Here is a 24,150-nt window from a genome sequence, read left to right on the forward strand (position 1 = left end):
ACTTCACCAGACATTGAAAATCAAAAATTGTTTTTGATGCTCGATGCTGTGAGTGCCCACACAGATTGCTTGATTCAAATTGTTAAAGAGCGTCACGCTTATCGCGTTGAGGAGGCGCATATTACGCCCCTCACTTCGAAAGTCAAGCGCTTGTTTTCGCTTTTCTTTCGGCGCCCACTTCACGAGGAAGCTAGCTCATCAGTCCGGCGTGTTCTGCCGTGCTGGTAGGGGCGCATTATAGGGAGCCAGGCCGCGATGACAAGGGCTTTTTCACCATAATCGTTCGTTCGCTCAGTTCTACAGCAAACCGGTCTTTTTTCGCCCATAACCGTATCGATTTCGGTATTCCCTGGATTTAAATTGAACATTTGAAAAGCCACTTTATAATTGGCTTTTCAAATGCTCAATTAAGGTTGCTGCCATGCACCAGATCCTGGATAGCCATAAGGAAGAACAGATAGTCCCGCTGTTCCGCCTGGGGTTTCGCCCCTTCTTCCTGCTCGGGGCACTGTTTTCCTGCCTGGCCATGCTGGGCTGGCTGGGACAACTCAATGGCTGGCTGCGCCTGCCGGGAATAGCCAATCCTATCTGGTGGCACGGCCATGAGATGCTGTTCGGCTTCTGCGCCGCCATAGTGGTGGGCTTTCTACTGACCGCCGTACAAAACTGGACGGCCCATCCCGGCGTGCGGAGCTGGCCATTGGCACTGGTGGTGGGTCTGTGGGCCCTGCCAAGATGCTTGTTGCCCTGGCTGGGGGAAGGGAGCCACATACTGATGGCGCTGGATCTGGTCTGGCTGCCACTCTGCGCCTGGTTCCTCGCCCGGCCCATCATGGTCACCCGACAATGGCGCAACCTGTTCTTCGTCCCCTTGCTGTTGGTCCTGACCCTGCTCAATGGCGCCAGCTGGTTATGGCGTGATGACGGGGCCATGCTCGAACACCTGCTGATCACGACGGTGCTGCTGTTCAGCACCCTGATTGCGGTCATGGGCGGGCGGGTCATCCCCTTCTTCACCGCCAGGGGTACGGGCCAGGAGAAAGCGGCCCCCCTGCCATGGCTGGAGCGCGGGGCGCTCGCAGCGCTGTGGCTGATCATGCTGCTCTGGTTGCTGCTGCCCACCCCATGGACCACCAGCCTCTATATGCTGCCTCTATATATAGTGGCGGCACTCCTTCATCTGTGGCGACAACTGCGCTGGCGGCCGCTGACGACGCTCACCCATCCCCTGCAGTGGTCGCTGCATCTCGCCTACCTGTTTATTCCCCTGGGTCTGCTTGCCCTGGCGGCTCAGGCCGCGGGTTGGCCCATTACCCTGTCGCTGGCCAGCCATCTGTTCAGTGCCGGCAGCATGGGCGCCATGATCCTGGGGATGATAGCGCGGGTCTCCCTCGGCCATAGCGGCAGAGCCTTGCAGGCGGGACGCAGGATCACCCTGGCTTTCGTTCTGATCATCCTGGCCGCAGTGATGCGCACGCTGATCCCGCAATTCTGGCCCGCCTTCACCCTCGACGGCTGGAACCTGAGTGGCTGGAGCTGGATAGCGGCTTATGGCCTGTTTGTCTGGGTTTATACCCCCATCCTGACTCGCCCCAGGGCCGACGGACGACCAGGTTAATTCTCAAGGACGGGGCGCGGGATAGTGGATCAGGTTGTGGAAGACCACGGGCGCTACCCCGCCATTGCGATAACCATGGGGCCGATCGGCGGCAAAGCGGACCGCCTCCCCCTGTTTGAGTGAATGCCACTCCCCGTCTATCAACACCTCCATGGTGCCGCTGATGACGATGACATGCTCGGTCACGCCCGGCTCGTGAGGCTCGGACTCCCGCACATATCCCGGCAACAGGGTGAGCTCGAACAGTTCGAAGCCAAAGCGGCCTTCATAGGGAAACAGCGGCGCCACCTGCATGCCCTCGCCCGCCGGCTGCTGGCGAATGGCATCGGCGACGCGATACAAGGTTTCATTCTGCACGGCCGGGGCCGGCTCGATAAAGCTGGAGAAGGAGGCCCGGAACCCGGTGGCAATCTTCCACAGGGTGGCCACCGTCGGGCTGGACTCTCCCCGCTCGATCTGCCCCAGCATGGCCTTGCTCACCCCCGTCTCTCGGGCGGCCGCATCCAGGCTCCAGCCCCGCTCGGTGCGCAGCCCCTTCAAGTGCTGAGCCAGGTGTTGACCCATCTCTTGCATATCTCCCCCCTGAATTTTCCATGACTGACTTGTGCGCTATAACGCACGCGCTTATAGTAAAAAGTACATTGTACGTAATAACGCACAAGCTGCCAGCATCCAACAAGGAAGTCATCATGCCCTTTGCCCTACCCCACCTGGTCGCAGGTCTGATCGCCGTCATGGTCGGCTATACCAGCTCGGTCGTGCTGATCATTCAGGCCGCGACCGCCGCCGGGGCCGACGCGGCCCAAGTCTCCTCCTGGCTATGGACGCTGGGGATTGGCATGGGAGTGAGCTGCATCGGTCTCTCCCTTTATTATCGCATCCCGGTGCTGACCGCCTGGTCCACCCCGGGCGCCGCCCTGCTCATCACCAGCCTGGGCAACTTCAGCCTGGCGGAGGCCATAGGTGCCTTCATGATCTCCTCGTTGCTGATCACCCTGTGCGGTATCAGCGGCTGGTTCGATCGGCTGATGCGCCACATTCCCGCCCCCCTGGCCGCCGCCATGCTGGCCGGGGTGCTGCTCAGCTTCGGGCTGGATCTGTTCAAGGTGGCCCCGCAGGATCCTCTGCTGCTGGGCACCTTGCTGCTGGCCTTTCTGATCGGTCGCCACCTCTGGCCCCGCTATACCATGGTGCTGGTGCTGAGTGCGGGGATGTTGCTCTGCACCCTGAGAGGGGAGCTACAGCTGAGCGCCGTCAGCTGGCAACTCTCCAGCCCGGTCTGGACCTGGCCCGAGTTTTCCTCGGGCGCCCTGCTGGGCATAGCCCTGCCGCTGTTCCTGGTCACCATGACGTCGCAGAACATGCCGGGCATCACCATTCTGCGCGCCCATGGCTATCAGCCGGCGACCTCGTCCCTGATCGGCTGGACCGGCCTGACCGGGCTGTTGCTGGCCCCGTTCGGCGGCTATGCCTTCAACCTGGCCGCCATCACGGCCGCCATCTGCATGGGCAAGGAGGTGGATCCCGACGCCAGTCGCCGCTGGCCCGCCGCGGTCTGGGCCGGTGGCTTCTACCTGTTGACCGGCTGCTTCGGTGCGACCGTGGTCGCCCTGTTCGGCGCCTTCCCCGCCGAGCTGGTGACCTGCGTGGCGGGTCTGGCCCTGCTCGGCACCATCGGCAGCAGCCTGCACGGGGCACTGCAACAGGATGAAGAGCGGGAGGCGGCGCTGTTGACCTTCATCATCACCGCCTCCGGGATCAGCCTGCTTGGGGTGGGCTCCGCCTGCTGGGGGCTGCTGGTCGGCATAGGATTGCATCTCGTCAACCGGCGCCGCGCCTGACCTGACCATCTGGGGAGACTCCAGTGAGACGCCGCACATAATTCAGCAAAGAGGGTTCACAGTTGAAACCTATTGCCGTCTAGTGCGCTTGAGGCGCCGATCCTTCCCCGATGCGCGCCTCTGTCAGACTCAATACTGGAGAACAAGAATGAGGAATCAGGCTGTCATTTTATTGCTGACCCTGCTGGGCACCGCTGCCCACGCCGCCGATCAGGATCGGGAGCTGGCACGCCAGCTCGCGTTGCAACAGAAGAACCTGCTGCCCCTGCTCGCCAATCAGGAATACCAGAGTCCGCTGCCCAACCTGCTGCAAAAGGCGAGCTCACGCCTCAAACGGCAGGCCACAGATGCCAATCAGGCCGCCATCAATCGGCAAGGGCTGGAGGGTGAAGTCAAACAACTGATGCAGCTGAGGCTGGCCAACCCCGAGCAGGCTGTCGCACTGAAGCAAGGTGTCGAGCCGCTCGTCGCCTATGTTCCCAGCGGCGATGAGCAGAGCTGGAGCGCCATCGAGGCCTTCGACACGGCCGGCAATCCTGTCTACCTCGATGTGAATCAGCCACCGGCACGCCCGGTACTGGTGGTGGAGGCCGACCCCGTCAAGGCCAAGAATGCCGGTCTGAGGGTGATGCGCAAGGCGCTGGCCGAGGCTGAGCTGCAGGCCGCGCCGCGCGCCGCCGACAGCACGGCACCTCTCAAGACCAGCATTCTGAAGAAGATCCGGCTGCAGGACGATCAGGAGCCCTGGCTGCTCGGCGCCGCCGAGGTGTATGCCGTGGTGGCCGGGGTCAATCCCAGCCGGGATGAGCCCGTGGTGGACATAGTCGACCTGCCCTACCTCGACTATGACAACACCGACTACAGCCCCAACCAGATACTGGTGTACTGGGATCGCTATCGCTGGGGCGCCGTCGATCTCGTCATGATGGAGCAAGATGACAACGTCAACTACAAGGAGCTCAGCGCCCTGCTGATCGAGGCGCTCAAGCTCGGCTTCACCGCCGGTGGTGTGCCGGAGGCCCTGCCCTTCCTCGATCTTGGCGGCCGCATCGTCAAGGCGCTGCCCGACTCCTGGATGACCAACAACGACGACTACCTGGATACCTTCTACACCCTGGAGCAGGATCAGAGCTATCACCAGTACCCCGGTGCGGCCGGCAATGCCGTCATCACGCTGGAACCAAAAGAGATCCAGCCAACCCGGCCCTGACAAGCCAGCCAAAACAAAAAGCCAATGAGGTGACTCATTGGCTTTTTTTGTCCTGTTCCTTCTGCTCGGGATCAGGCCTGGCCCTTCGGTCTGACCCCCAGGGTGTGGCAGATGGCATAGGTCAGCTCGGAGCGATTCAGGGTATAGAAGTGGAAATCCTTCACTCCTTCCTGGCTCAGCACCCGCACCTGATCGATGGCGATGCTGGCGCCCACCATGTTGCGCGTCATCTGATCGTTCTCCAGCCCCTCGAAGCGCTGGTGCATCCAACCCGGGATCTTCACGTTGGTGAAGCCGGCAAACTTGGTGAGCGTCTGGAAGTTGGAGACCGGCAGGATCCCCGGCACAATTTCCGTATCGATGCCGATGGCGGCGCAGCGATCCCGGAAACGCAGGTAGGTCTCCACATCGAAGAAGAACTGGGTGATGGCCCGATCAGCCCCCGCATCTATCTTGCGCTTCAGGCTCAGCAGATCGGACTGCGCACTCCTGGCCTCGGGGTGACCCTCCGGGTAGGCGGCCACCGAGATGTCGAAATCGGCCTCGGACTTGAGCAGGGCGACCAGATCGGTGGCATACATGTCGGGCTTGTCGATACCCGGCGGCAAGTCACCGCGCAGGGCGACGATATGACGAATGCCGCTGTTCCAGTAGTCACGGGCGATGGTTTTCAGCTCGTCGCGGCTGGCATCGATGCAGGTCAGGTGTGGCGCGGCGATGAGGCCGGTGCGCTCCTTGATGTCCTTGATCACCTTGTGGGTGCGATCCCGGGTGCCCGAGTTGGCGCCATAGGTCACGGAGACAAACTTGGGTTCCAGCACCTGCAGCCGCTCGATGGACTGCCAGAGGGTGTTTTCCATCCCTTCGCTGTTGGGCGGGAAAAACTCGAAGCTGACCGATATGTCGCCACCCAGATCAGCCAGACTCTGGTTGAGTGCCTCTACCTGACGCGCGCTGTGAAATCCCATCTGTTATCTCCCTGTCCTACAACCGATTCCTGTACGTCAAAACGGATGTTTGGACGTCTAAACGTCTTGCTATCTTTATGAGAAAACGGATCAAAGTCAACACCGATTTACCGTCAGGGCGGGATCAGCGGCTTTTTTATTTGGCGATTCAATTTAACTAACCCTGTCCCCCCATCCCAAAATGGCCCCAGTCGCGCTATGATGCGGGCGGATCGTCCTGGACGTTCTGAATCTGCGTGTGATTGTTTGGCCGGGCTTTCCCGGCCTTTTTTTTAACTTCCTCCCCTGCCTGCCGATAATCAATTGAGTCACTTGCAGGAACCCCATCATGGAAGATCATCCCGGCTTTGCCACCGATTTGCTGTTCGATCGCTATCAGGGCGAGGTGGTGGACCATGAGCAGTTCTGGGCCGTACGAACCCCGACCGCCCCGGATTACTATTTCGGCAACTACCTGTTGCTCCCCACCCCGCCCAGCGATCGTGACAAGGGCTGGCTCGAGGCCAGCTTCGACAAGCTGATCGGCAGTGACCCCAGAGTGCGCCACCGCACCTTCCAGTGGCCACTTGCCCCGGGCCAGAACAGCCGGGTCGCCGGCTTCGTGGCGGCGGGTTATCAATATATGGAATGCGTGGTGCTGGCACTGGATGCCACCAGCTGGCAGCAGACGGCCCCACCCCCCGCGACGACCCATGCCCGCCCCTTCACGGCGGCCGACTGGGATGATTGGCTGGTGCTGGAGTGCGATGAGCGGGATCCGAGCCACGAGGAGGAGCGCTACCTGCCCTATCTGCAGTCACGCCGCAGCCTGTATCAGGCCATGATCGCCGATGGGCTGGGGCAGTGGTGGGGGATCTGGCAGGGGGAGCAGCTGGTCGCCAGTTGCGGCCTGTTCTTCACCGGGACCATGGGGCGCTTTCAGCTGGTGCGCACCCACCATGACTGGCGCAACCGGGGGCTCTGCCGCCAGCTGCTGAGCCAGGTCGCCCGCCAGGGCCTGACCTGCGCCGAGCGCCTCATCATAGTGGCCGACGAGCACTACCATGCCCAGCGCGTCTACCGCTCGCTGGGATTCGTGCCCGTGGCCCGCATCGGCAGCCTCTGTCGCTGGCACTCGACGGCCGTCGACCGCCCGCAGGAATGAAAACGGGAGGCTGATGCCTCCCGTTGTCGATGCTTCCTTTTATTGTGCGCTTTATTGTGTGGGCGTCGCCAGTTCGCTGGCGAGCGCCTCTTCGACCCCGGCTGCCGGTAGCGGGGTCGCCGCCGCAGGCGTGCCCATCGAGGGTGCGAGGGAAGCCGATGCTCCTGACACCGCGGCCGAGGGTGCGAGGGAGGCCGATGCACCCGTCACCGCGGTCGAGGGCGCCGCCGGCACCTCACACTGGCAATCCGCTGCCTTGGCCTTGCCCTGATGGGGGCCATACCAGCCCTTCAGCCCCTGCTCCAGCTGCTGCGCCGCGGCCTGTGGCGCCAGCTTGCCCTGCAACACCGCCTGACTCACCTCGGCCAGTTCGTCCCCCAGCTTGGGGGTGCCACGGGAGAGGATCTGGGTCGCCACCCGGATGGAGGAGTCGCACTGATCGCGCCACTCCATCATCTCCTTCGCCGCCGGATTGGTCACCTCGAAGAAGTGGTTGGAGAGGGAGAAGAAGCCGGGCAACGAGTTGGTATAGAGTTCGGCAAACTGAGGGGTGGTCAGCCATTGCAGGAAGGCCATGCCCGCCTCCTTGTTCTTGCTGGCCGGGTTCAGCCCCATCCCGATGTCGGTGTGATCGGTGAAGAAGCAGCCGTCCCCCTGCTTGGCCACGGGGGGACGCATGACGCCGAAATCGACCTTGCCGGTGAAGGGGGCTATCTCCCAGGAGCCCGCCGCATAGAAGGCCGCCTTGCCGGAGGTGAAGAGCGCATTGGTGCTGGCATAGTCACGGCTCTCGCCGCCCTCCCCCAGATAGGCGCGCCAGCGGGCCAGCTCGTCGAATGCCCGCACGTATTGCGGGTTGTCGAGCCGCTCCTGGCCGCCCAGCAGCGCCAGCCGGCCATCTTCCCCCTTCCAGTAGTTGGGCCCTATGTTCTGGAAGCCCAGCTCGGACGCCACCCAGCTCTCGGATCCGCTCACGGCCAGCGGCACATAGCGCCCATCCGCCTTCACCTTGTCCAGCACGGCGAAGAAGTCGTCGCGGGTCTGCGGCACTGAGAGACCCAGGTCGCTGAATATCTTCTTGTTATAGAAAAAGCCGTGAATGACGGAGGCCATGGGCACGCAGAAGGTCTGAGCGCCGGTATCCGTCTGCCAGGGCGACTGGGCGAAACTGGGGAAGTTTTCCATCCCGGCCATCTCGCTCAACTCCACCAGATGGCCCGCCTTGAACAGGGCGAGGGAGTCGTCGAACGGGCGGCAGGTGATGAGATCCCCCGCCTTGCCATCCTTCAGGCTGGCCCAGAGGGTCGGCATGTAGTCGACGTTCTGCACCCCGTTGAACCTCACCTGGATGCCTGGGTGGGCCGCCTCGAAGGCGGGAATGATCTTCTGCTCCCACAGGGCCTTGTCATCGATCCGCCAGCTCTCGATCACCAACTCACTGGCCATCAGCTGGCCGCATAACAGGAGACTCAGGGCCCCAATCCACTTGTTAGACATAAGCCCTCCTAGACCTTGAAATGTGCGATCAATTGCTGCTGCTTGGCGACCAGTTCCGCCAGCACTTCACTGCTGCCGGCCGACTCCCGCGCCTCCCGCTCGGTCTCGTAGGCCACATCGGCGATCCCGGCGATATGACGGGCCACCCCCTGGCTGACCGAGATCTGCTCCTGGGCCGCGTGGGCCACCTGATCCGCCATCGACTTGATGGCACTCATCCGCTCGGCGATGGACTGCAACGCCAGATCCATGGCGCGGGTCTGCTCCACGCAGCCCAGCGTCTGCTCCTGGCTGCGCCCCATCACCTCCACCACCTGCCGGCTCGAACTCTGCAGGTTCTCGATCATGGCCTGGATCTCCTCGGTCGAGGTCTGGGTCCGGTTGGCCAGAGCCCGCACCTCGTCCGCCACCACCGCGAAGCCACGGCCGGCATCGCCGGCCCGGGCCGCCTCGATGGCGGCGTTGAGTGCCAGCAGGTTGGTCTGCTCGGCGATGCTGCGAATCACATCCAGGATGCTGCCGATGTTGTTGCTGAATTCCCCCAGCTTGTGGGTGATGCCGACCGCCTCCTCCATGGCGCCCGCCAGCTGCTCGGTGATCTGGCGGGTGGCCGCGACCTGCCGACGACCGGCGCGGGCCTCCTCGTCGGCCAGATCCACCTCCCGCTTGGTGCCATCGGTGGAGCGGGCCACCTCGGTGGCACTCACCTCCAGCTCGGTGATGGCGGCGGCGACCTGGTCGGTCTGGCTCTTCTGATCCTGCACCCTGGCCATGGCCCGCTCGCTGATCTCGGCGGCGCGGCTCGCCTCGCCCACCAGGTGGCGGGAGCCGGCGTTGATCTGGGAGAGCAGCTCTCCGGTCTTGCCCGCCAGGGTATTGATGGAGCGGACCAGGCTGCCGAACTCGCAGCGGCTCTGGTAGTCGATGCGCCTGGTCATGTCACCGGCCGCCATGCGGCCCAGCTCCCGATCGATCAGCTGCAGCGGACGCTGGATACTGCGCGCCGTGGTGTAGCCGATGAGCAGCGCGGCGGCGGCCGAGACGGTCGCCACTATCAGGATCCAGAGGCTGGCACTGCTGACCGCATCATCCGCGGTGAGACGGCTCTGGCTGGCGATGACGCCGGCCGACTGACCCATCTCGTCGAGCAGAGCCAGGCTGTTGGCCAGGCTGGCATCGAGCCGCTGGTTCAGCTCCTGTTGCGACGCGGCCAGTTGCTGGGCGTGACGCATGGTGGCCAGCAGCCCCTGCGGGCCGAGCGCCAGCTCCTGCATCCGATCCAGGTTGGCGACGAAGCGCTGCTTCACATCGTCGGGCACCAGCACCCGCTCGAGCCGCTTGCGGGCCATCTCTATGTCCTTGCTGAGCACCTTCTCCAGCTCGTTGAGATCCGTGCCGGCATCGGCCCGGCGGATATTCTTCAGATCCCGCGCTATGCCGGAGGTGATGAGCTCGGCCTTGTTACGCATGGAGCGCTTGCCGGACGCCTGTTGCAGCAACAGGTCGGCGGCCCACTGATAGGTATCTTCCAACCGGATGAAGGCGATCTCCAGCTGGCGGCGCCGATCGAGGGCCTCGACCCATTGCACATGCTGGGTCAGCACCTGGTCCGCCAGGCCGTAGAAGGTCTTGGTGGCATCATCGACCTGCCGGAAGCGCTCGTTCGCCTCGGTCACGAACTTGCCCATCCCCTGGCTCAGTTGCACGAAGTGCGCCTGCTGCGCCTTGAACTGGCTGGCCAGTTGCGGCAACTGGGCCGCATCCTCGCTGCTGCGGTAGACCAGCACCCAGCGGCTGCTGTCCTGCAGTGCCCCTTTGAGCCCCGCCACGGTAATCACCAGGGGGGTGGCCCGATCCGAGACCTGCGACAGCCCCTCGTTGATACCCCGAATCTTCAGGGTACTGATGAGGCCAAGCAGGATAAGAAGCAGCAACATCAACACAAATCCGGCGATGATCCGCTGCACGATAGACAAACCCATAGAGACATCCTCACTCGTTGGGAAAAATGGCGTGAATGCAGAGACTATCGGCAGGGTCGTTCAATAGGAGAGTGCTATCTGGCGCGATGATGGGCTGGATCAACGTTATGGCCCAGTCGCGGGCAGAAAAGGGCCCGAACAGAGCCGGGCCAAAGAGACGTGCTTGGTTGTCATGGCCTTGAGGCGGCCAACCCGCGTCCTATCAGAAGCGATAGCCGACGCCAAACATGAAGGCGACCGGATCGATGGAGGTGTTGATGGTCCCCACCGCGGTGTGCACATCGGTGTCGATATCGATGAGCCAGGCGGAGGCGTTGACGAACCAGCGATCGTTGATCGCCATGTCCAGACCCACCTGACCCGCCAGACCCCAGGAGGAGTCGACGCTCACATCCGTGCCCGCCAGGGCACCGCGTCCCTCTTCATCGAAGAAGGTGGTGTAGTTGATGCCGGCACCGACGTAAGGACGCACCTTGCTGTTGGCATCCCCGAAGTAATATTGCGCCATCAGGGTCGGTGGCAGATGCTTGACCTTGGCAACCTCACCCAGCCCTGGGGTCGAGACCGAGTGGGAAAAGGGGGTGGCGGCCAGCAACTCGACGCCCCAGTTGTCCGTGATCATGTAGGAGAGGGTCAGCCCCAGTTGCATGTTGCTGTCGATATCCAGTTCGCCCGTACCCAGAACATCGTCACTGCTGGTCTGAGGGGAGACGAAGGCCAGACCACCACGAACCAGAATATCACCGGCCTGATGGGCCATGGCGGCAGGGGAAGCGAGGGCGGCTGCGATCAGCAGCGGCAGGATCTTTTTCATCACGTATTTCCTTTTTTGTTTTCTTTCTATGTTGTAAGCCCGAAAACTATAAAAGGATGTGAATAATCAGTTATTGATTTAGCTCAATAGTTGCCAAGAAATAGATGGATGTACATAACAGCTTTCGTTGCTCATCAAATCATCAACAAATTAAAATAAGGCCATTAATTACAATAGATTAACGTGAGATATAACTGAGTCTTGCCCACTTAAATATAATTTAAATACACCTTTGCGGCCGCTCATTCCCGTCTTGAGCGTTGTTTACCTATCCTGAAAGGCGTATTTTATTAAGGTGATGTAACACGCCTGTAAGCGATATTTTATGAAAGAGCAAACCACCAGAGACAAAGTATTAGGCATCCTGGCAGCCATCTGGGGCATAGGCTCCTTCCTGTTCATCTTGCTGGGATTTGTTATCGCGCTGGCGTGGCTGGTCCTGATGCACTAGTGTCCTCCGCCGGGCCGGACGTCCGATAATTCAGCACCCCACCGGCGACGATCTGCTCAGGCGACGACGCCCACCACTCGCGAGGCAACTCGCCGTCGAACCCCTGCCAACGATCACGCCCCTCCTGCTTGGCACGATAGAGCGCGATGTCCGCCAGCTTGAAGCTCAGTTCCCAGAACGACTCCTCCAGCTCCCGGTGCAAGGGGTAGTCGCAATAACCCAGCGAGACCGTCATGTGCAGCGGCGCCGTCTCCGGGCCGAACGGATAGGCGGCGATCTCGCGGTGCAGGCTGGCGAGGCGGACCTGCCCATCCTGGCGGGAGAGCAGCAACAGAAACTCCTCCCCACCCAGCCGGATCAGCGGCTCCCCCTCCCTCAGCGAGTGGCGCAGCAGCGCGGCCAGCTGGCGCAGCACCAGATCCCCCATGTCGTGACCGAAGTGATCGTTGACCCGCTTGAAGTGATCCAGATCCAGCAGCACCGCCAGCCTGGGCTCGGCCAGCTCGTAGCGGGCCAGCAACCACTCCTCCAGATAACGGCGATTGAAAGCCCGGGTCAGGGGATCCGTGTAGGCGGCCATCTCCAGCCGGGAGGAGTGCGCCTGCATGGCGCTGTGCTGCAGGCTGATCTTGGCCGCCATCTCCCTGAATTTGCGGCTGAGCAGGGCCATCTCCCGGCTGCTGTCGAAGATGGGAAGGCGGCTCACATCCGGCTGCTCGCTGAAATGCTGCAGGGCGGTCACCAACTCGTTGACGGGCTCCAGCACTATGGTGCGCAGCCGCTGCCGGGCGATGAGGATGCAACACAGGCTGATCAGCAGCATGCCAAACAGCATCCAGAGGGTGCCCTCCAGCGCGCCCCGCAGCACGTCCCGCTCCTCCTCCACGATCAGCGTCAGCACGGGATTGCCCGCGCTGTCGAGCAGCAACCCCTCTCCCCGTACCCAGCGCAGGCCGAGATCCACCAGCCGATAGCGCACCCGGTTGCCGAGCGTGTCAAACCCCGCCATCTCTCTGGCCGACACCGGCGGCGCGAAGCGAAGGGGGATGGCGACGCGCTCGGCCAGCTTGGCCATGTAGCGTCGATCCAACCAGCGCAGCGCCAGCAAGAAGCCGTTGGGTTGGTGCAGCCCCGCACTGTCGGTCACCGGCTGCAACGAGAAGATGAGCGGCCCCCACTGGGAGCCCAGCACCCCGCTCAGGGCACCCATCTTCCCCTGGCGCGACTCCGCCAGCAGGCGCGTTGTCAGCTCGTCCAGAAAATGGGGCAACAGGGTCGTATCCACCCCCTCGGTGTCCGGCAGCATGGTGCGGGTCCAGACCTCCTCCCCCTGCAGATCCAGATAGCTCAGCAGGTTGAGCTCGAAATCCCGCATCGGGGTGTCGACCAGCAGATTGGAGTTGATGTAACCCCGGTTGGGCTTGGCGATGAAGGTCCGGGTCTCGTCCCAGATGCCCCAGTCCCGGGTAAAGGCGTTGATCGCATCGATGTCCCCCTGCACCGCCCTGCACACCCGTTGCAGGTGTTCCCTCATCCTCTGCTCCTCGAGCCGCTCCACCGCCGGTATCTGCGACAGGGCGATCACGATCAGCAACATCAGCACCGCCCCCACCCAGACGGGTAACATGGAGTAGGCCAGCAGATGATCGATGGGACGGGGCTTGTGGGTCATAGACGCCGGGATCCTGATGACAGCAAACAAGGACGGGGACGAGATCAAGTATGGGGCATAGCCTCGGGATGGAGCCGCTCCGCCAGCCCATAAAAAAACAAGGGGCCCTGGGCCCCTTGTTGCATGACTGAGACGCTTATTTTACCAACAAGGGCGCCAAAAAGCGCGCCGTATGGGAATCTTTGCAGCGGCTCATCTCCTCGGGCGTGCCGGTCACCAGGATGCGGCCACCGCCGGCGCCCCCCTCGGGACCGAGATCGACGATCCAGTCGGCGGTCTTGATGACGTCCAGGTTGTGCTCGATGATGACGATAGTGTTGCCCCTATCCCGCAGCTGGTGCAGCACCTTGAGCAGTTGCTGGATGTCGTGGAAGTGCAGCCCGGTGGTCGGCTCGTCCAGGATGTAGAGAGTCTGGCCGGTGTCGCGCTTGGAGAGCTCCCGCGCCAGCTTGACCCGCTGCGCCTCGCCGCCGGAGAGGGTGGTGGCCGACTGGCCGAGCCGGATGTAGGAGAGGCCCACATCCATCAGGGTTTGCAGCTTGCGCGCTACCGCCGGCACAGGATCGAAGAACTCGCGGGCATCCTCCACCGTCATGTCGAGGATCTCGTGGATGTTCTTGCCCTTGTACTTCACCTCCAGGGTCTCGCGGTTGTAACGCTTGCCTTTGCAGACGTCGCAGGGCACATAGACATCCGGCAGGAAGTGCATCTCCACCTTGATGACGCCATCCCCCTGGCAGGCCTCGCAGCGCCCCCCCTTGACGTTGAAGGAGAAGCGGCCCGGCAGGTAGCCGCGCGAACGCGCCTCCTGGGTGCCGGACAGCAACTCGCGGATCGGGGTGAATAGCCCGGTGTAGGTCGCCGGGTTGGATCTCGGGGTGCGGCCTATGGGGCTCTGATCGATGTCCACCACCTTGTCCAGATGCTCCAGCCCTTCCACTTCGCGGTAGGGCGCCGGGGTCGATTCGGTGGCCTTGTTCAGCTCCCGGTGGGCGATGCGGAACAGGGTGTCATTGATCAGGGTCGACTTGCCGGAGCCGGAGACCCCGGTGACGCAGGTCATCACCCCTATGGGCAGATCCAGGTTGACGTTGCGCAGGTTGTTCCCGCTCGCCCCTTTCAGCTTCAACCACTTGCCGGTGAGCGGGGTGCGCTCGGCGGGAATGGCGATCTGCTTGCGGCCGGAGAGGTAATCCCCCGTCAACGAGGCGGGGTTGGCGATGATCTCCTCCGGCGTGCCCTGGGCGACGATTGAGCCGCCATGGACGCCGGCCCCGGGGCCTATGTCCAGCACATGATCGGCGAGGCGAATGGCGTCCTCGTCGTGCTCCACCACGATCACGGTGTTGCCGAGGTCGCGCAGGTGAGTGAGGGTCTTGAGCAGCCGTTCGTTGTCCCGCTGGTGCAGGCCGATGCTGGGCTCATCCAGCACATACATCACCCCCACCAGGCCGGCGCCGATCTGGCTGGCCAGCCGGATGCGCTGCGCCTCGCCACCGGACAGGGTCTCGGCGCTGCGAGACAGGCTGAGGTAGTTGAGGCCGACGTTGACCAGGAAGCCGAGCCGCTCGACGATCTCTTTCAGGATCTTCTCGGCGATCTGGGCACGCTGGCCGGTCAGCTCGATCCCGGCGAAGAACGCCAGCGCGTCGCCGATGGATTGCTCCGCGATGGCGGGCAGGTTGCGGTTATCCACGAACACGTGGCGCGCCTCCTCCCTCAGCCGGCTGCCACCACAGCTGGTACAGGACTTGTTGGCGATGTACTTGGAGAGCTCTTCCCGCACCGAGTTGGATTCGGTCTCCCGGTAGCGACGCTCCATGTTGTGCAGGATCCCCTCGAACGGGTGCTTGCGCACCACCACGTCGCCGCGATCGTTCATGTAGCGGAACTCGATCTCGGTGCGACCTGAGCCACGCAGGATCACCTCCTGGGTCTTGGCGGGTAGATCTTCCCAGGGGCTCTCCAGATCAAACTTGTAATGCTCGGCGAGGGACTTGAGCATCTGGAAGTAATAGAAGCTGCGCTTGTCCCAACCGCGGATGGCACCGCTCGCCAGGCTCTGGCTCGGGTCGTGGATCAGCTTGGCGGGATCGAAATATTGCTGCACCCCGAGGCCGTCACAGGTCGGGCAGGCGCCGGCCGGGTTGTTGAAGGAGAAGATGCGTGGCTCCAGCTCCGACATGGAGTAGCCACACTCCGGACAGGCGAAGTTGGCGGAGAAGGTCATGGGAACCACCCCCGCCTCCCCGTCCATGGGGGCCACCAGCACTATGCCGCCGGAGAGGGTCAGCGCCGTCTCGAAGGATTCGGCGAGGCGCAGCGCCAGATCGGCGCGCACCTTGAAGCGGTCCACCACCACTTCTATGGTGTGCTTCTTGTGCAGCTCCAGCGGGGGAGGATCGGAGAGATCGCACACCTCGCCATCGATGCGGGCGCGGATATAGCCCTGCGCCGCCAGATTCTCCAGCAGCTTGCTGTGCTCACCCTTGCGATCCCGTACCACGGGCGCCAACAGCATCAGCTTGCTGCCCTCGGACTGGGCCAGCACCTGATCCACCATCTGGCTGATGGTCTGGGCGGCGAGCGGGATGGCGTGGGTCGGGCAGCGGGGTTCACCTACCCGCGCAAACAGCAGGCGCAGGTAGTCATAAATTTCGGTGATGGTACCCACGGTCGAGCGCGGGTTGTGGGAGGTGGACTTCTGCTCGATGGAGATGGCCGGTGACAGCCCCTCTATATGATCCACATCCGGCTTCTCCATCAGGGAGAGGAACTGACGGGCATAGGCGGAGAGTGACTCCACGTAGCGGCGCTGCCCCTCGGCATAGAGCGTATCGAACGCCAGCGAGGATTTGCCGGAACCGGACAGACCGGTGACCACGATCAACTTGTCGCGGGGCAGGGTCAGATTGATGTTCTTGAGATTGTGGGTGCGGGCACCCCGAATCACGATTTTTTCCATCTTCTTGCACGCTCGATACACAAACCAGAGCGAACCAGTATGGCACAGTGACTACTGGATGAATAGACAGGCTTTTATCAGCCTGACCCCGCCCTTCAGAGATATTCCTTGGCCCAGCTCACCGCCTGCAAACGGTTCTTGACGTTCAACTTCTTGAACACGTTATAGAGGTGGGACTTGATGGTGTGTTCGCTCACAAACAGGCTGTCGGCGATCTCGGTATTGGAGGCTCCCGTCATCAGGTGACGGACTATCTCCTGTTCACGGGCCGTCAGCAGAGTCTGGTTGCGCAGCGGCTGGCCGCTGCCCTTGCGGTAGTAATCCACCAGATCACAGAGCAGGTGGCGCGGGATCCAATACTCCCCCTGCAGCACCTTGCCGATGCCGATCACCAGCCGATCCAGGCTGTCCTGGCGGAAGAAGAGTCCGCTGGTGTGCGGCCACATCAGCAACAGCTCCCGGTCCGTACTGGTGGGGGCATTGAGCAGCACGGTGCTGGCCCCACCGAATCGACTGCAAAGCGTCTGGCTCCAGTCCGCCTGCTGAGTCGACTTGAGGTAATCCAGATCGATCAGGAACAGGGGCTGGCTGTCGGTGTCTGCCGGTTCCGGCAGGGCATCCAGCTCTCCCACCAGCAGGATGGCCAGGCCCAGCTGCTCGCCGAGGTGACGCTGAAAACTGATGGCTTGTGCGTTATGTTCGGTGATCAGCACTAAGGGGTATTCGGGCGTCATCAAGAAGACTTCCTTGCACATTCGGATCTGGGCTTTTCGACGGGAGAGAGTACCAATCCCCCCTCCTGACTGAAGTATTAAAAAAGTATTAGGCGCTACTGTGATTCCTTTGAAGCTTGCCAATTTCTCAATCAATACAAATGACTAGCATACCCTCCCCATTTGGGGGGTCTACTAGTACCTGCCGGCACAGGCATGGCCCTCCCGGGCGGACAGGGCTCTCACGGGTAGCGCCGCTTGCTGGCAACCCCGCACCTCGGGTAAGTTAATGAAGGATCCGACGGCGGGATTGACACCCGCCGGGCAGGAAGATGTGCCCTCATGCCCGCCAACTCTGTTACTATTGCGGGCAAACGCTGGGACGAGCGGCTGGTGATTTATTCGGCCAGATCGGGCGCAGCCATGACATGAGTGAAGATCCCCCATCCAGTGGGGCGCATCTCACCAAACACGAACGAAATGTTGAATTGGTCCGGGCATTTGGCCCGGCCGGTATATAAAGGGTGGAAGAGAGATTATGGCCAGTCGAGGCATCAATAAAGTCATTCTGATCGGTAACCTGGGGCAAGACCCGGAAGTGCGCTACATGCCGAGTGGCGGTGCCGTGACCAACATCACCCTGGCCACCTCCGAATCCTGGCGCGACAAGCAGACCGGTGAGCAGAAAGAGCGCACTGAATGGCACCGTGTGGTGTTCATGGGCAAGCTGGCCGAAGTGGCTGGCGAGTACCTGAAAAAAGGCTCCCAGGTCTATGTCGAAGGCAAACTGCAGACTCGCAAGTGGCAGGATCAGGGTGGTCAGGAGCGTTACACCACCGAAATCCTGGTCGACAGCTTCAGCGGCGTGATGCAGATGCTGGGTGGCCGTCCGCAAGGCGGCGCCGGTCAGAGCATGGGTGGCCAACAATCCCAGGGCAACTGGGGTCAGCCGCAACAGGCCGCTCCCCAGCAGAACATGCCGCGTCCCGCGGCCGCACCGCAGCAAAATATGCAGCAGCAAGGTGGCTACAGCCGTCCTCAGCAACAGCAGCAACCTCAGTCTGCCCCGCCGGTTTACAACGAACCGCCGATGGATTTCGACGACGACATTCCATTCTAGGCTCGCGTGACTGACTACCAGGCCCTGACTGTTCAGGGCCTTTTTTTGCCTGCTTCTGACGCAGCCATCGTCCACATCACCCCGTTACCGGGACTGGCGAACAGGTTGGGTCTCTCCCATTGGGAGTTGTGGGTATCATCAGACCGAGTCATCCGCCTGAGAACAAGCATGGGCTTCCTTAACCGCCTGCTGCGCTTCACCCTGCTGCTGCATATGGGCACCCTGGCCGCCGAGCCACTGCGGGTGGGCGTCAATTTCGCCATTCCGCCTTACGTGATCAAGCACCAGGGCCGCGGCATCGAGCTGGATCTGCTGACACAGGCCTTTGCCGGCAGTGGCTACGAGCCCCGGTTCATCTACCTGCCGCTGGAGCGTACCTTCCGCATGCTGGAAGAGGGCAAGCTGGATGCCATCATCAACGTGAAGCCCGGCATGCTGAAGCACGCCTATCTGTCGCAGCCGGTGATCACCTTCCGCAACCGGGTCTTTACCCTGGACGATAGGGTCATCCACTCGATCGCGGATCTGAAGGGGTTGCGTGTCAGCGCCTTCCAGCGGGCACGGCAGATCCTGGGGGAGGATTTCGCCAGCATGGTCGCTCAGAATCCTCGCTATGAAGAGGTGGCCAGGCAGCAGAGCCAGGTACAGATGCTGCTGTTGGGGCGCACTGATGCCGTGATCCTGGAGCAGAGGGTGTTCTACTACTATCTGGCGCAGCAACGCGAGAGTGAATCGGACAGCGGGCGCCATGCCCCCGTTCGGGTCAGGCAACATACCCTGTTCGCCCCCACCCACTATCACTTTGCCTTTCGTCGAGCCACCCAGCAGCAGTGGTTCGATCGCCAGCTCGCGCGCATGAGAGAGGATGGGCGCTATGAACGGATCTTGGCGAGCTATGAGGCGAGCTCATCGGCCGAAAACATAAAAGCCAGCCCATGATGGGCTGGCTTGATACTGGCTCCAGAGGAACAACAGTGTAGCGGAGCGTTACTTCAACACGCTGCCATTTTTCAGGTCGGCTTTCTGCCGTTTGGCATCGCGCTTCTCTTTCAGTGACATCTGCGGTTTTTTCTTGGCATCTTTGCCGTGATGCTGTTCTTTGTTACTCATCATCAGACTCCAAAAATGTTACCCAGACAGGTTGGAACCGGGGCTCCAGCGTGTCAGCCGAATCATAGATCACAGTACGCTAACAGTGACGATCGGGGATCGCACTGGTACCAGCATACCCCTAACCTCAGGCCAGGATCCAGCCTCACACAATAACGGCAGATCGCCGACCAGGCACGCTCACCGCCAGCACCTCCGAAATGGCCCGCCACGGCCCCCACAGCGCAGTACATACAGCCAATCCGGGCCAGGACATCTCCCGATGCGATGACCTGCCAGTCTGTTGAAAGAGCGGTGACGGGACCCAGTCGCCCCATTCCTTCCTTATCCCATGATTGATCGGGTTCAGAGCATCCCTAGCCGCCCTGCTCGGGTCCGGACAATGGGTTCCATCAGCAACAAGCCGCCGGAAACTGTCCATAAAAGGGTGAGAACATGGTGGGAAATGGCCCTCAATCTGCCCTTTTGGTGGCAAGGCGACGATAGCATAAGAGATGTACCGTCAGAGTGTGCTAGGGTGTGCTATCCCCTGCCGCAGGAGCGCGCCATGAAAAAACTGGAAATGAAAGACCTCACCGAGGCCGAGAAGGCCGAGATCACCCTGCTGCTGCAGAAAGCCCAGGCCAATGCCGATCACACCCTGACCAATGGGGAGCGCAACAAGATCCGTGAGGAAGGGCGGCTGCTGATCGCCGCGGAGCGCGCCAAGGTTGCCAAGGTCGCCTCAGCGCTGGCGCGGGAGAAAGCCAAGGAGCGCGCCAAGAACCAGGTGTTGCCCGATACCTTCAGCTGGATTGACTCCGTCAGCAACAAGTTCCGCAGCAAGCGCTAATCTCTTCTATATTCATGCATTCATGCCCGGACGCATCCCCTGCGTGCGGGCATGAACATTATATCGCCATGCCCCCTAACCTGAATAAACCTCTATCAAGTTGTTAAACAACGATATTTCTCATCAATGAGACCCAAACGCCAGCGTCACTGGGTAATTAATATCAAGATAAAGATTGCCACATCAGGGTGAGCGTGTTCTAATCAACCTCGATGGTTCGGTAGTTCAGACCTGATTATGTTAGGCAGTCATTTTAAAGCAGTGATTTGTTTAGAGTTGTCCCAGATAGCTCTTATCAAATAATTTCCTTCTTTAGTGCTCCCCATACGTATTGCTGACGAAAAATCATGGATTGCCACAACCGTGGCGTTTCAATATCACTATTAAGGAAATTATTATGTCTAACAAAATGACTGGTACCGTTAAGTTCTTCAACGCAGAAAAAGGTTTTGGCTTCATCTCCCCGGCTGACGGTGGCAAAGACGTGTTCGTACACTTCTCCGCTATCCAGTCCACCAGCTTCAAAACCCTGGACGAAGGTCAGCGCGTTGAGTTCACCATCGAGCAAGGCCAGAAAGGCCCGGCTGCTGCCAACGTAGTTGGTCTGTAATTCAAGCCAGGAAGCCTTCCCGTTAATCGGAAAGACCTTCTGCAAGAATTGAAAAAACCCGCCTCGGCGGGTTTTTTGTTGCCTGATTTTCGGCCAGTCCTGTCTATTCCTCCCCCACATTCACACCGGTCACAGACCACAGCCCCGCAGTTCCTCGCACCACACCCTGCGTGCTCCCCACTCACTCGATCTTTCCCCCATGCACCATGTCGTCAGCCTCGCGTAATCTCGGATACGAAGAGGGCGCCAACCCGGGCGCCCTCTTGTCAGATCGGATGAAGGTATAGGCCCTCACAGCGGCAGGCTGATCCTCGCCTCCAGTCCGCCTTCGGCACGGTTATGCAGGCTGAGCTCCCCACCGTGCTGGTGTACCAGAGTACGAGCGATGGCAAGCCCCAGCCCCACACTGCCGGATTCCGTGTTACGAGCCTCATCGAGGCGCACGAAGGGCTTGAACACATCCTCCAGCCGGCTCGGATCTATACCAGGTCCCCGATCGCAGACCCGAATAAACAACTCCCCCTCGCCTCGCTCCAGCGACACCTCGGCGCTGCCCGCGTACTTGATGGCGTTGCCGATGAGATTTTGCAGCACCCGACGCAGGGTGTTGGCTCGGCAGGCATAGACCTGCTTGCCCTCGGCCAGGCAGGTGACCGGCTGGCCGGTGTCGGCATAGTCGTCACACAGGCTCTCCAGCAGGCTGACCAGATCCAGCTCCCGGGTCGCCTCCTGCTGCCCTTCCTCACGGGCGAAGCTCAGGGTCGCCGCCAGCATCTGCTCCATCTGTTGCAGGGTCTGCTGGATGCGCTCCTTGTCCTCCCCCTCCGCCAGAAACTCGGTGCGCAGGCGCAGGCTGGTGATGGGGGTGCGCAGATCGTGGGAGATGGCCGCCAGCATCCGGGTCCTGTCCTGCACGAAGCGATCGAGCCGGGTATGCATGCGGTTGAATGCCTGAATGGATTCACGGATCTCGGTCGGCCCCTCCTCCCGCAGCGGCTCGATATCCTCGCCACGCCCCAGCCTGTCCGCGTTGGCGGCCAGCTGCTTGAGCGGCTGGGTGGCGCGGCGGAACAACCAGATCATCAGGCCGATTACCAGGCTCGCCACCAGGATCAGGTTGAGGGTGGTCTGCCAGGACCAGCTGACGGACTCCTTGTCCACCAGAGAGCTGAACTGCAACCAGCCACCATTGGGCAGCTGGATGGAGCCATAGAGCCGCATGTCCTGGGGCGGCGGCATGCCGTTGCGATCCTTCATCATGCGATTGTGGTGCCGCCAGGCCTGGCTGCGCTGGAACTCCTGCTTCAGCTCGGCGCTGATCTCCACCGCCAGTTGCGGCGGATAATCCAGCTTGGCCCGCACCAGCTTCTCAAAACGGGGGCTGCGATTGTCAGGCTGTAGCGGTTCGTCGGCGAGGCGCAGCAGCAGAGTCTCGCTGCGGCTCGCCTTGAGGATCTCGTGATAGAGCGAGGGGGGCGAGAGGGTCAGCAGCCGCACCACTGAGACGATGCGCTGCATGGCATTGCGGCTGTTGACGTAACCGAGCGCCTCTTCTCGATCGGAGCGGTAGATCTGGATGCTGAGCAGCTGGATCAACACCAGCCCCGCCAGGGCAACCAGCACTATCTGGCCAGTCAGCCCCTTAGGCAACAGCCTGGCGCAGAGTCGCTTGATCATGGCCACAAGCTCACTCCTGGGTCACATCGGCGGCGAACAGGTAACCGCCGCCCCAGATGGTCTTGATCAGCTCAGGATTCTTGGGATCCCGCTCCAGCTTGCGGCGCAGGCGGCTCACCAGGGTATCGATGGCGCGATCGAAGGCCACCGTCTCACGGCCCCTGGCCAGATCCAGCAGCTGATCCCGGCTCAGCACCCGCTGCGGCCGCTCGAGGAACACCCGCAGCAGGTCGAATTCGGCGGTGGAGAGGCTCAGCCCCACCCCTTCCTCATCCACCAACTCGCGGCGATTGATGTCGAGCAGCCAGCGATCGAAGCGCAGATCCCGGGTCAGTGCCTCGGGCGCCGGCTGGGGATCGGCCTGAGTGCGGCGCATCACCGCCTTGATGCGGGCCAGCAGTTCACGGGGATTGAACGGCTTGGCGAGATAGTCATCGGCCCCCATCTCCAGCCCTATGATGCGGTCCGTCTCCTCGCCCATGGCAGTGAGCATGATGATGGGCAGCCTGGACTTCACCCGCAGCTCGCGGCACAGGGTCAGGCCATCCTCCCCCGGCATCATCAGATCCAGCACCAGCAGATCGAACTCCCGCTCGTCCAGCAGCCGCTTCATCTCCTTGCCATCCCGGGCACAACTGACCCGCATGCCGTGCTGCTCCAGAAAGCGTTTCAACAGATCGCGGATCTCGCTGTGGTCGTCGACCACCAGAATATGGGGACTGCCTTGGTTCATCACTGCCTCTCCTGACTTAGAGCTGGCACGAGTATACGAAAATCGACCGGGCGGGTTGTGTCAAAGTGTGCCAGAGCGGCAGGATGCCACACTCTGCTACAAAATAGGCTCCAACTGGCAAAATTCAGACACCTCCCGGGTGTTTACTTGGGGTCAAGGCGAACAAGCCGACCCAGACTCAATCCGACAGGAGTAACAAGATGAAATCACTGACCAAGACCCTGCTGACCGCCACCCTGATCCTCGGCCTGCCGCTCGGCGCCTACGCCGCCAGCGAAGCCGTGAGCACTGCCCAACCCACCGCAGCAGCGACCACCACCGGTTGCCCCATGGACGGCTCAGGCATGATGGGCGGCAAGCACCACGGTGGCCGTCACGACAAGATGGCCCGCATGCAGAACATGACCCCGGAGCAGATCCAGGCTCACCTGCAGCAGCGCTACGACAAGATCGAAGACCCGGCCAAGAAGGCCGAGTTCGTCAAGAATCTGGAGCTGCGTGCCGACGGCATGACCAAGCACGCCGAGGTGATGAAGCAGTTTGCCGAAGCCAACAAGTAAGCGGATCCGGATACGAGAGAGGGTGGCCCAGGCCACCCTCTGCTATTGGTGTCGCCACCCGGCCCGGCAGTGGGGCAGGCAAGCGTCATCCGCCTGCACGTTTCGTTGTCATCGCCAATCAAAAAGGGGCCACAGGGCCCCTTTCTCATGCACGGATGTCAGACTCACGCCTTGGCGTTGTCGGCCAGGCTCAGGGTCTTGACGGTCTCGCCTTCGAACTTGATGACGACGCTCTTCTGAGCGGCTTCGGCATCCTTGAACAAGGTCTTGGAAGTCTCCGCCAGCATGGGAGAAGCCTTGTTCAGGGCGGTCAGATCATAGCTCCACACTTCCTGACCGGCTTCGGTCCTGGTGCTGGCCGGGGCGCCCAGCTTGTCCTTGATGGCCTGCTTGTTGGAGGCACCTTCCTTGATGTCCAACGCCTTCTTGATTGCTTCGTTGGAGGCGCTGTCCATGGCGCTGCCCGCCATCTCCTTGGCGCTGCTGGTGAGGCTGCTGGTCACGGTATCGGTCAGGGAATCCATCAGGCCGGCGTGGGCAACCAGAGGCAGGGCGGTCAGGGCAATCAGGAGGCACTTCTTCATTAAGATACATCTCACAGGAATGAAAGAGCGCGCATCAGACCAGTGCATA

22 protein-coding genes are annotated in these 24,150 nt (G+C 61.5%); 10 read left to right on the forward strand and 12 right to left on the reverse strand.

The features are described from left to right. Both KW825_RS18395 and KW825_RS18400 read left to right on the forward strand, forming a co-directional pair. Positions 1–228, forward strand: a 228-nt coding sequence (locus KW825_RS18395; RefSeq protein WP_218330010.1) for a hypothetical protein, incomplete at its 5' end; no start/stop codon positions are given. A gap of 193 nt (positions 229–421) precedes the next feature. Beyond that, the gene (locus KW825_RS18400) at positions 422–1,618 is read left to right on the forward strand and encodes an NnrS family protein (RefSeq protein ID WP_218330011.1); all 1,197 of its coding nucleotides are present in this window, start codon (positions 422–424) and stop codon (positions 1,616–1,618) included. A gap of 3 nt (positions 1,619–1,621) precedes the next feature. Here KW825_RS18400 and KW825_RS18405 read toward each other — a convergent pair whose 3' ends face one another. After that, positions 1,622–2,191 carry a helix-turn-helix domain-containing protein gene (locus KW825_RS18405; RefSeq protein WP_218330012.1) on the reverse strand — a complete coding sequence of 190 codons (570 nt, stop codon included), beginning with the start codon at positions 2,189–2,191 and terminating at the stop codon, positions 1,622–1,624. Positions 2,192–2,307: 116 nt separating this feature from the next. On the opposite strand from KW825_RS18405, the gene KW825_RS18410 reads away from it, so the two are divergent. Next, complete coding sequence (locus KW825_RS18410; protein WP_218330013.1) at positions 2,308–3,459, forward strand: benzoate/H(+) symporter BenE family transporter; 1,152 nt, start codon at positions 2,308–2,310, stop codon at positions 3,457–3,459. 148 nt (positions 3,460–3,607) lie between these two features. Further along, positions 3,608–4,669, forward strand: coding sequence for a DUF3103 family protein (locus KW825_RS18415; protein WP_218330014.1), 1,062 nt, complete (start codon positions 3,608–3,610; stop codon positions 4,667–4,669). 71 nt (positions 4,670–4,740) lie between these two features. Here KW825_RS18415 and metF read toward each other — a convergent pair whose 3' ends face one another. Beyond that, complete coding sequence (gene metF / locus KW825_RS18420) at positions 4,741–5,637, reverse strand: methylenetetrahydrofolate reductase (RefSeq protein WP_042653383.1); 897 nt, start codon at positions 5,635–5,637, stop codon at positions 4,741–4,743. A 328-nt stretch (positions 5,638–5,965) separates the two neighbouring features. On the opposite strand from metF, the gene KW825_RS18425 reads away from it, so the two are divergent. Then, entirely contained in the window at positions 5,966–6,781 is an 816-nt protein-coding gene (locus KW825_RS18425) for a GNAT family N-acetyltransferase (protein ID WP_218330015.1), read from the forward strand. A 51-nt stretch (positions 6,782–6,832) separates the two neighbouring features. Here KW825_RS18425 and KW825_RS18430 read toward each other — a convergent pair whose 3' ends face one another. The 6 genes from KW825_RS18430 to KW825_RS18455 all read right to left on the reverse strand — a co-directional run bounded on the left by KW825_RS18430 (position 6,833) and on the right by KW825_RS18455 (position 16,896). Further along, positions 6,833–8,278 (reverse strand): ABC transporter substrate-binding protein, encoded by a 1,446-nt coding sequence (locus KW825_RS18430; RefSeq protein ID WP_218330016.1) that lies wholly within the window; start codon positions 8,276–8,278, stop codon positions 6,833–6,835. An 8-nt stretch (positions 8,279–8,286) separates the two neighbouring features. Continuing rightward, positions 8,287–10,260 (reverse strand): methyl-accepting chemotaxis protein, encoded by a 1,974-nt coding sequence (locus KW825_RS18435; protein ID WP_218330017.1) that lies wholly within the window; start codon positions 10,258–10,260, stop codon positions 8,287–8,289. Between the two features lie 202 nt (positions 10,261–10,462). After that, positions 10,463–11,074, reverse strand: a complete 612-nt coding sequence (locus KW825_RS18440; protein ID WP_042653387.1) for an OmpW family outer membrane protein — start codon at positions 11,072–11,074, stop codon at positions 10,463–10,465. 416 nt (positions 11,075–11,490) lie between these two features. Further along, positions 11,491–13,197 (reverse strand): diguanylate cyclase, encoded by a 1,707-nt coding sequence (locus KW825_RS18445; RefSeq protein WP_218330018.1) that lies wholly within the window; start codon positions 13,195–13,197, stop codon positions 11,491–11,493. A gap of 136 nt (positions 13,198–13,333) precedes the next feature. Next, positions 13,334–16,162 (reverse strand): excinuclease ABC subunit UvrA, encoded by a 2,829-nt coding sequence (uvrA, locus tag KW825_RS18450; protein ID WP_218330019.1) that lies wholly within the window; start codon positions 16,160–16,162, stop codon positions 13,334–13,336. A gap of 95 nt (positions 16,163–16,257) precedes the next feature. Continuing rightward, positions 16,258–16,896, reverse strand: a complete 639-nt coding sequence (locus KW825_RS18455) for a LuxR C-terminal-related transcriptional regulator (RefSeq protein WP_218330048.1) — start codon at positions 16,894–16,896, stop codon at positions 16,258–16,260. A gap of 517 nt (positions 16,897–17,413) precedes the next feature. On the opposite strand from KW825_RS18455, the gene KW825_RS18460 reads away from it, so the two are divergent. Together KW825_RS18460 and KW825_RS18465 are read left to right on the forward strand one after the other, a co-directional pair. Then, entirely contained in the window at positions 17,414–17,995 is a 582-nt protein-coding gene (locus tag KW825_RS18460) for a single-stranded DNA-binding protein (RefSeq protein WP_218330020.1), read from the forward strand. A 168-nt stretch (positions 17,996–18,163) separates the two neighbouring features. Beyond that, positions 18,164–18,934 (forward strand): ABC transporter substrate-binding protein, encoded by a 771-nt coding sequence (locus KW825_RS18465; protein WP_218330021.1) that lies wholly within the window; start codon positions 18,164–18,166, stop codon positions 18,932–18,934. A gap of 48 nt (positions 18,935–18,982) precedes the next feature. Here KW825_RS18465 and KW825_RS20595 read toward each other — a convergent pair whose 3' ends face one another. Then, positions 18,983–19,105 carry a hypothetical protein gene (locus KW825_RS20595; protein WP_126623417.1) on the reverse strand — a complete coding sequence of 41 codons (123 nt, stop codon included), beginning with the start codon at positions 19,103–19,105 and terminating at the stop codon, positions 18,983–18,985. 547 nt (positions 19,106–19,652) lie between these two features. Between KW825_RS20595 and yjbD the strand changes: the two genes are divergently transcribed. After that, positions 19,653–19,937: a DUF3811 domain-containing protein gene (yjbD, locus tag KW825_RS18470; protein ID WP_042653393.1), complete on the forward strand. Its 285-nt coding sequence runs from the start codon at positions 19,653–19,655 to the stop codon at positions 19,935–19,937. A 397-nt stretch (positions 19,938–20,334) separates the two neighbouring features. Beyond that, complete coding sequence (gene cspA / locus KW825_RS18475; protein ID WP_025328559.1) at positions 20,335–20,547, forward strand: RNA chaperone/antiterminator CspA; 213 nt, start codon at positions 20,335–20,337, stop codon at positions 20,545–20,547. A gap of 291 nt (positions 20,548–20,838) precedes the next feature. Here cspA and KW825_RS18480 read toward each other — a convergent pair whose 3' ends face one another. Together KW825_RS18480 and KW825_RS18485 are read right to left on the reverse strand one after the other, a co-directional pair. Beyond that, positions 20,839–22,224: an ATP-binding protein gene (locus KW825_RS18480; protein WP_042653434.1), complete on the reverse strand. Its 1,386-nt coding sequence runs from the start codon at positions 22,222–22,224 to the stop codon at positions 20,839–20,841. Positions 22,225–22,234: 10 nt separating this feature from the next. After that, entirely contained in the window at positions 22,235–22,957 is a 723-nt protein-coding gene (locus KW825_RS18485; RefSeq protein ID WP_218292710.1) for a response regulator, read from the reverse strand. 200 nt (positions 22,958–23,157) lie between these two features. Between KW825_RS18485 and KW825_RS18490 the strand changes: the two genes are divergently transcribed. After that, positions 23,158–23,517: a hypothetical protein gene (locus KW825_RS18490; RefSeq protein WP_218330022.1), complete on the forward strand. Its 360-nt coding sequence runs from the start codon at positions 23,158–23,160 to the stop codon at positions 23,515–23,517. Positions 23,518–23,681: 164 nt separating this feature from the next. On the opposite strand, the gene KW825_RS18495 is transcribed toward KW825_RS18490, so the two are convergent. Continuing rightward, the gene (locus KW825_RS18495) at positions 23,682–24,101 is read right to left on the reverse strand and encodes a hypothetical protein (protein WP_218292712.1); all 420 of its coding nucleotides are present in this window, start codon (positions 24,099–24,101) and stop codon (positions 23,682–23,684) included. Between the last annotated feature and the right edge of the window lie 49 nt (positions 24,102–24,150).

The organism is Aeromonas sp. sif2433 (assembly GCF_019218705.1).
GTDB lineage: Bacteria > Pseudomonadota > Gammaproteobacteria > Enterobacterales > Aeromonadaceae > Aeromonas > Aeromonas encheleia.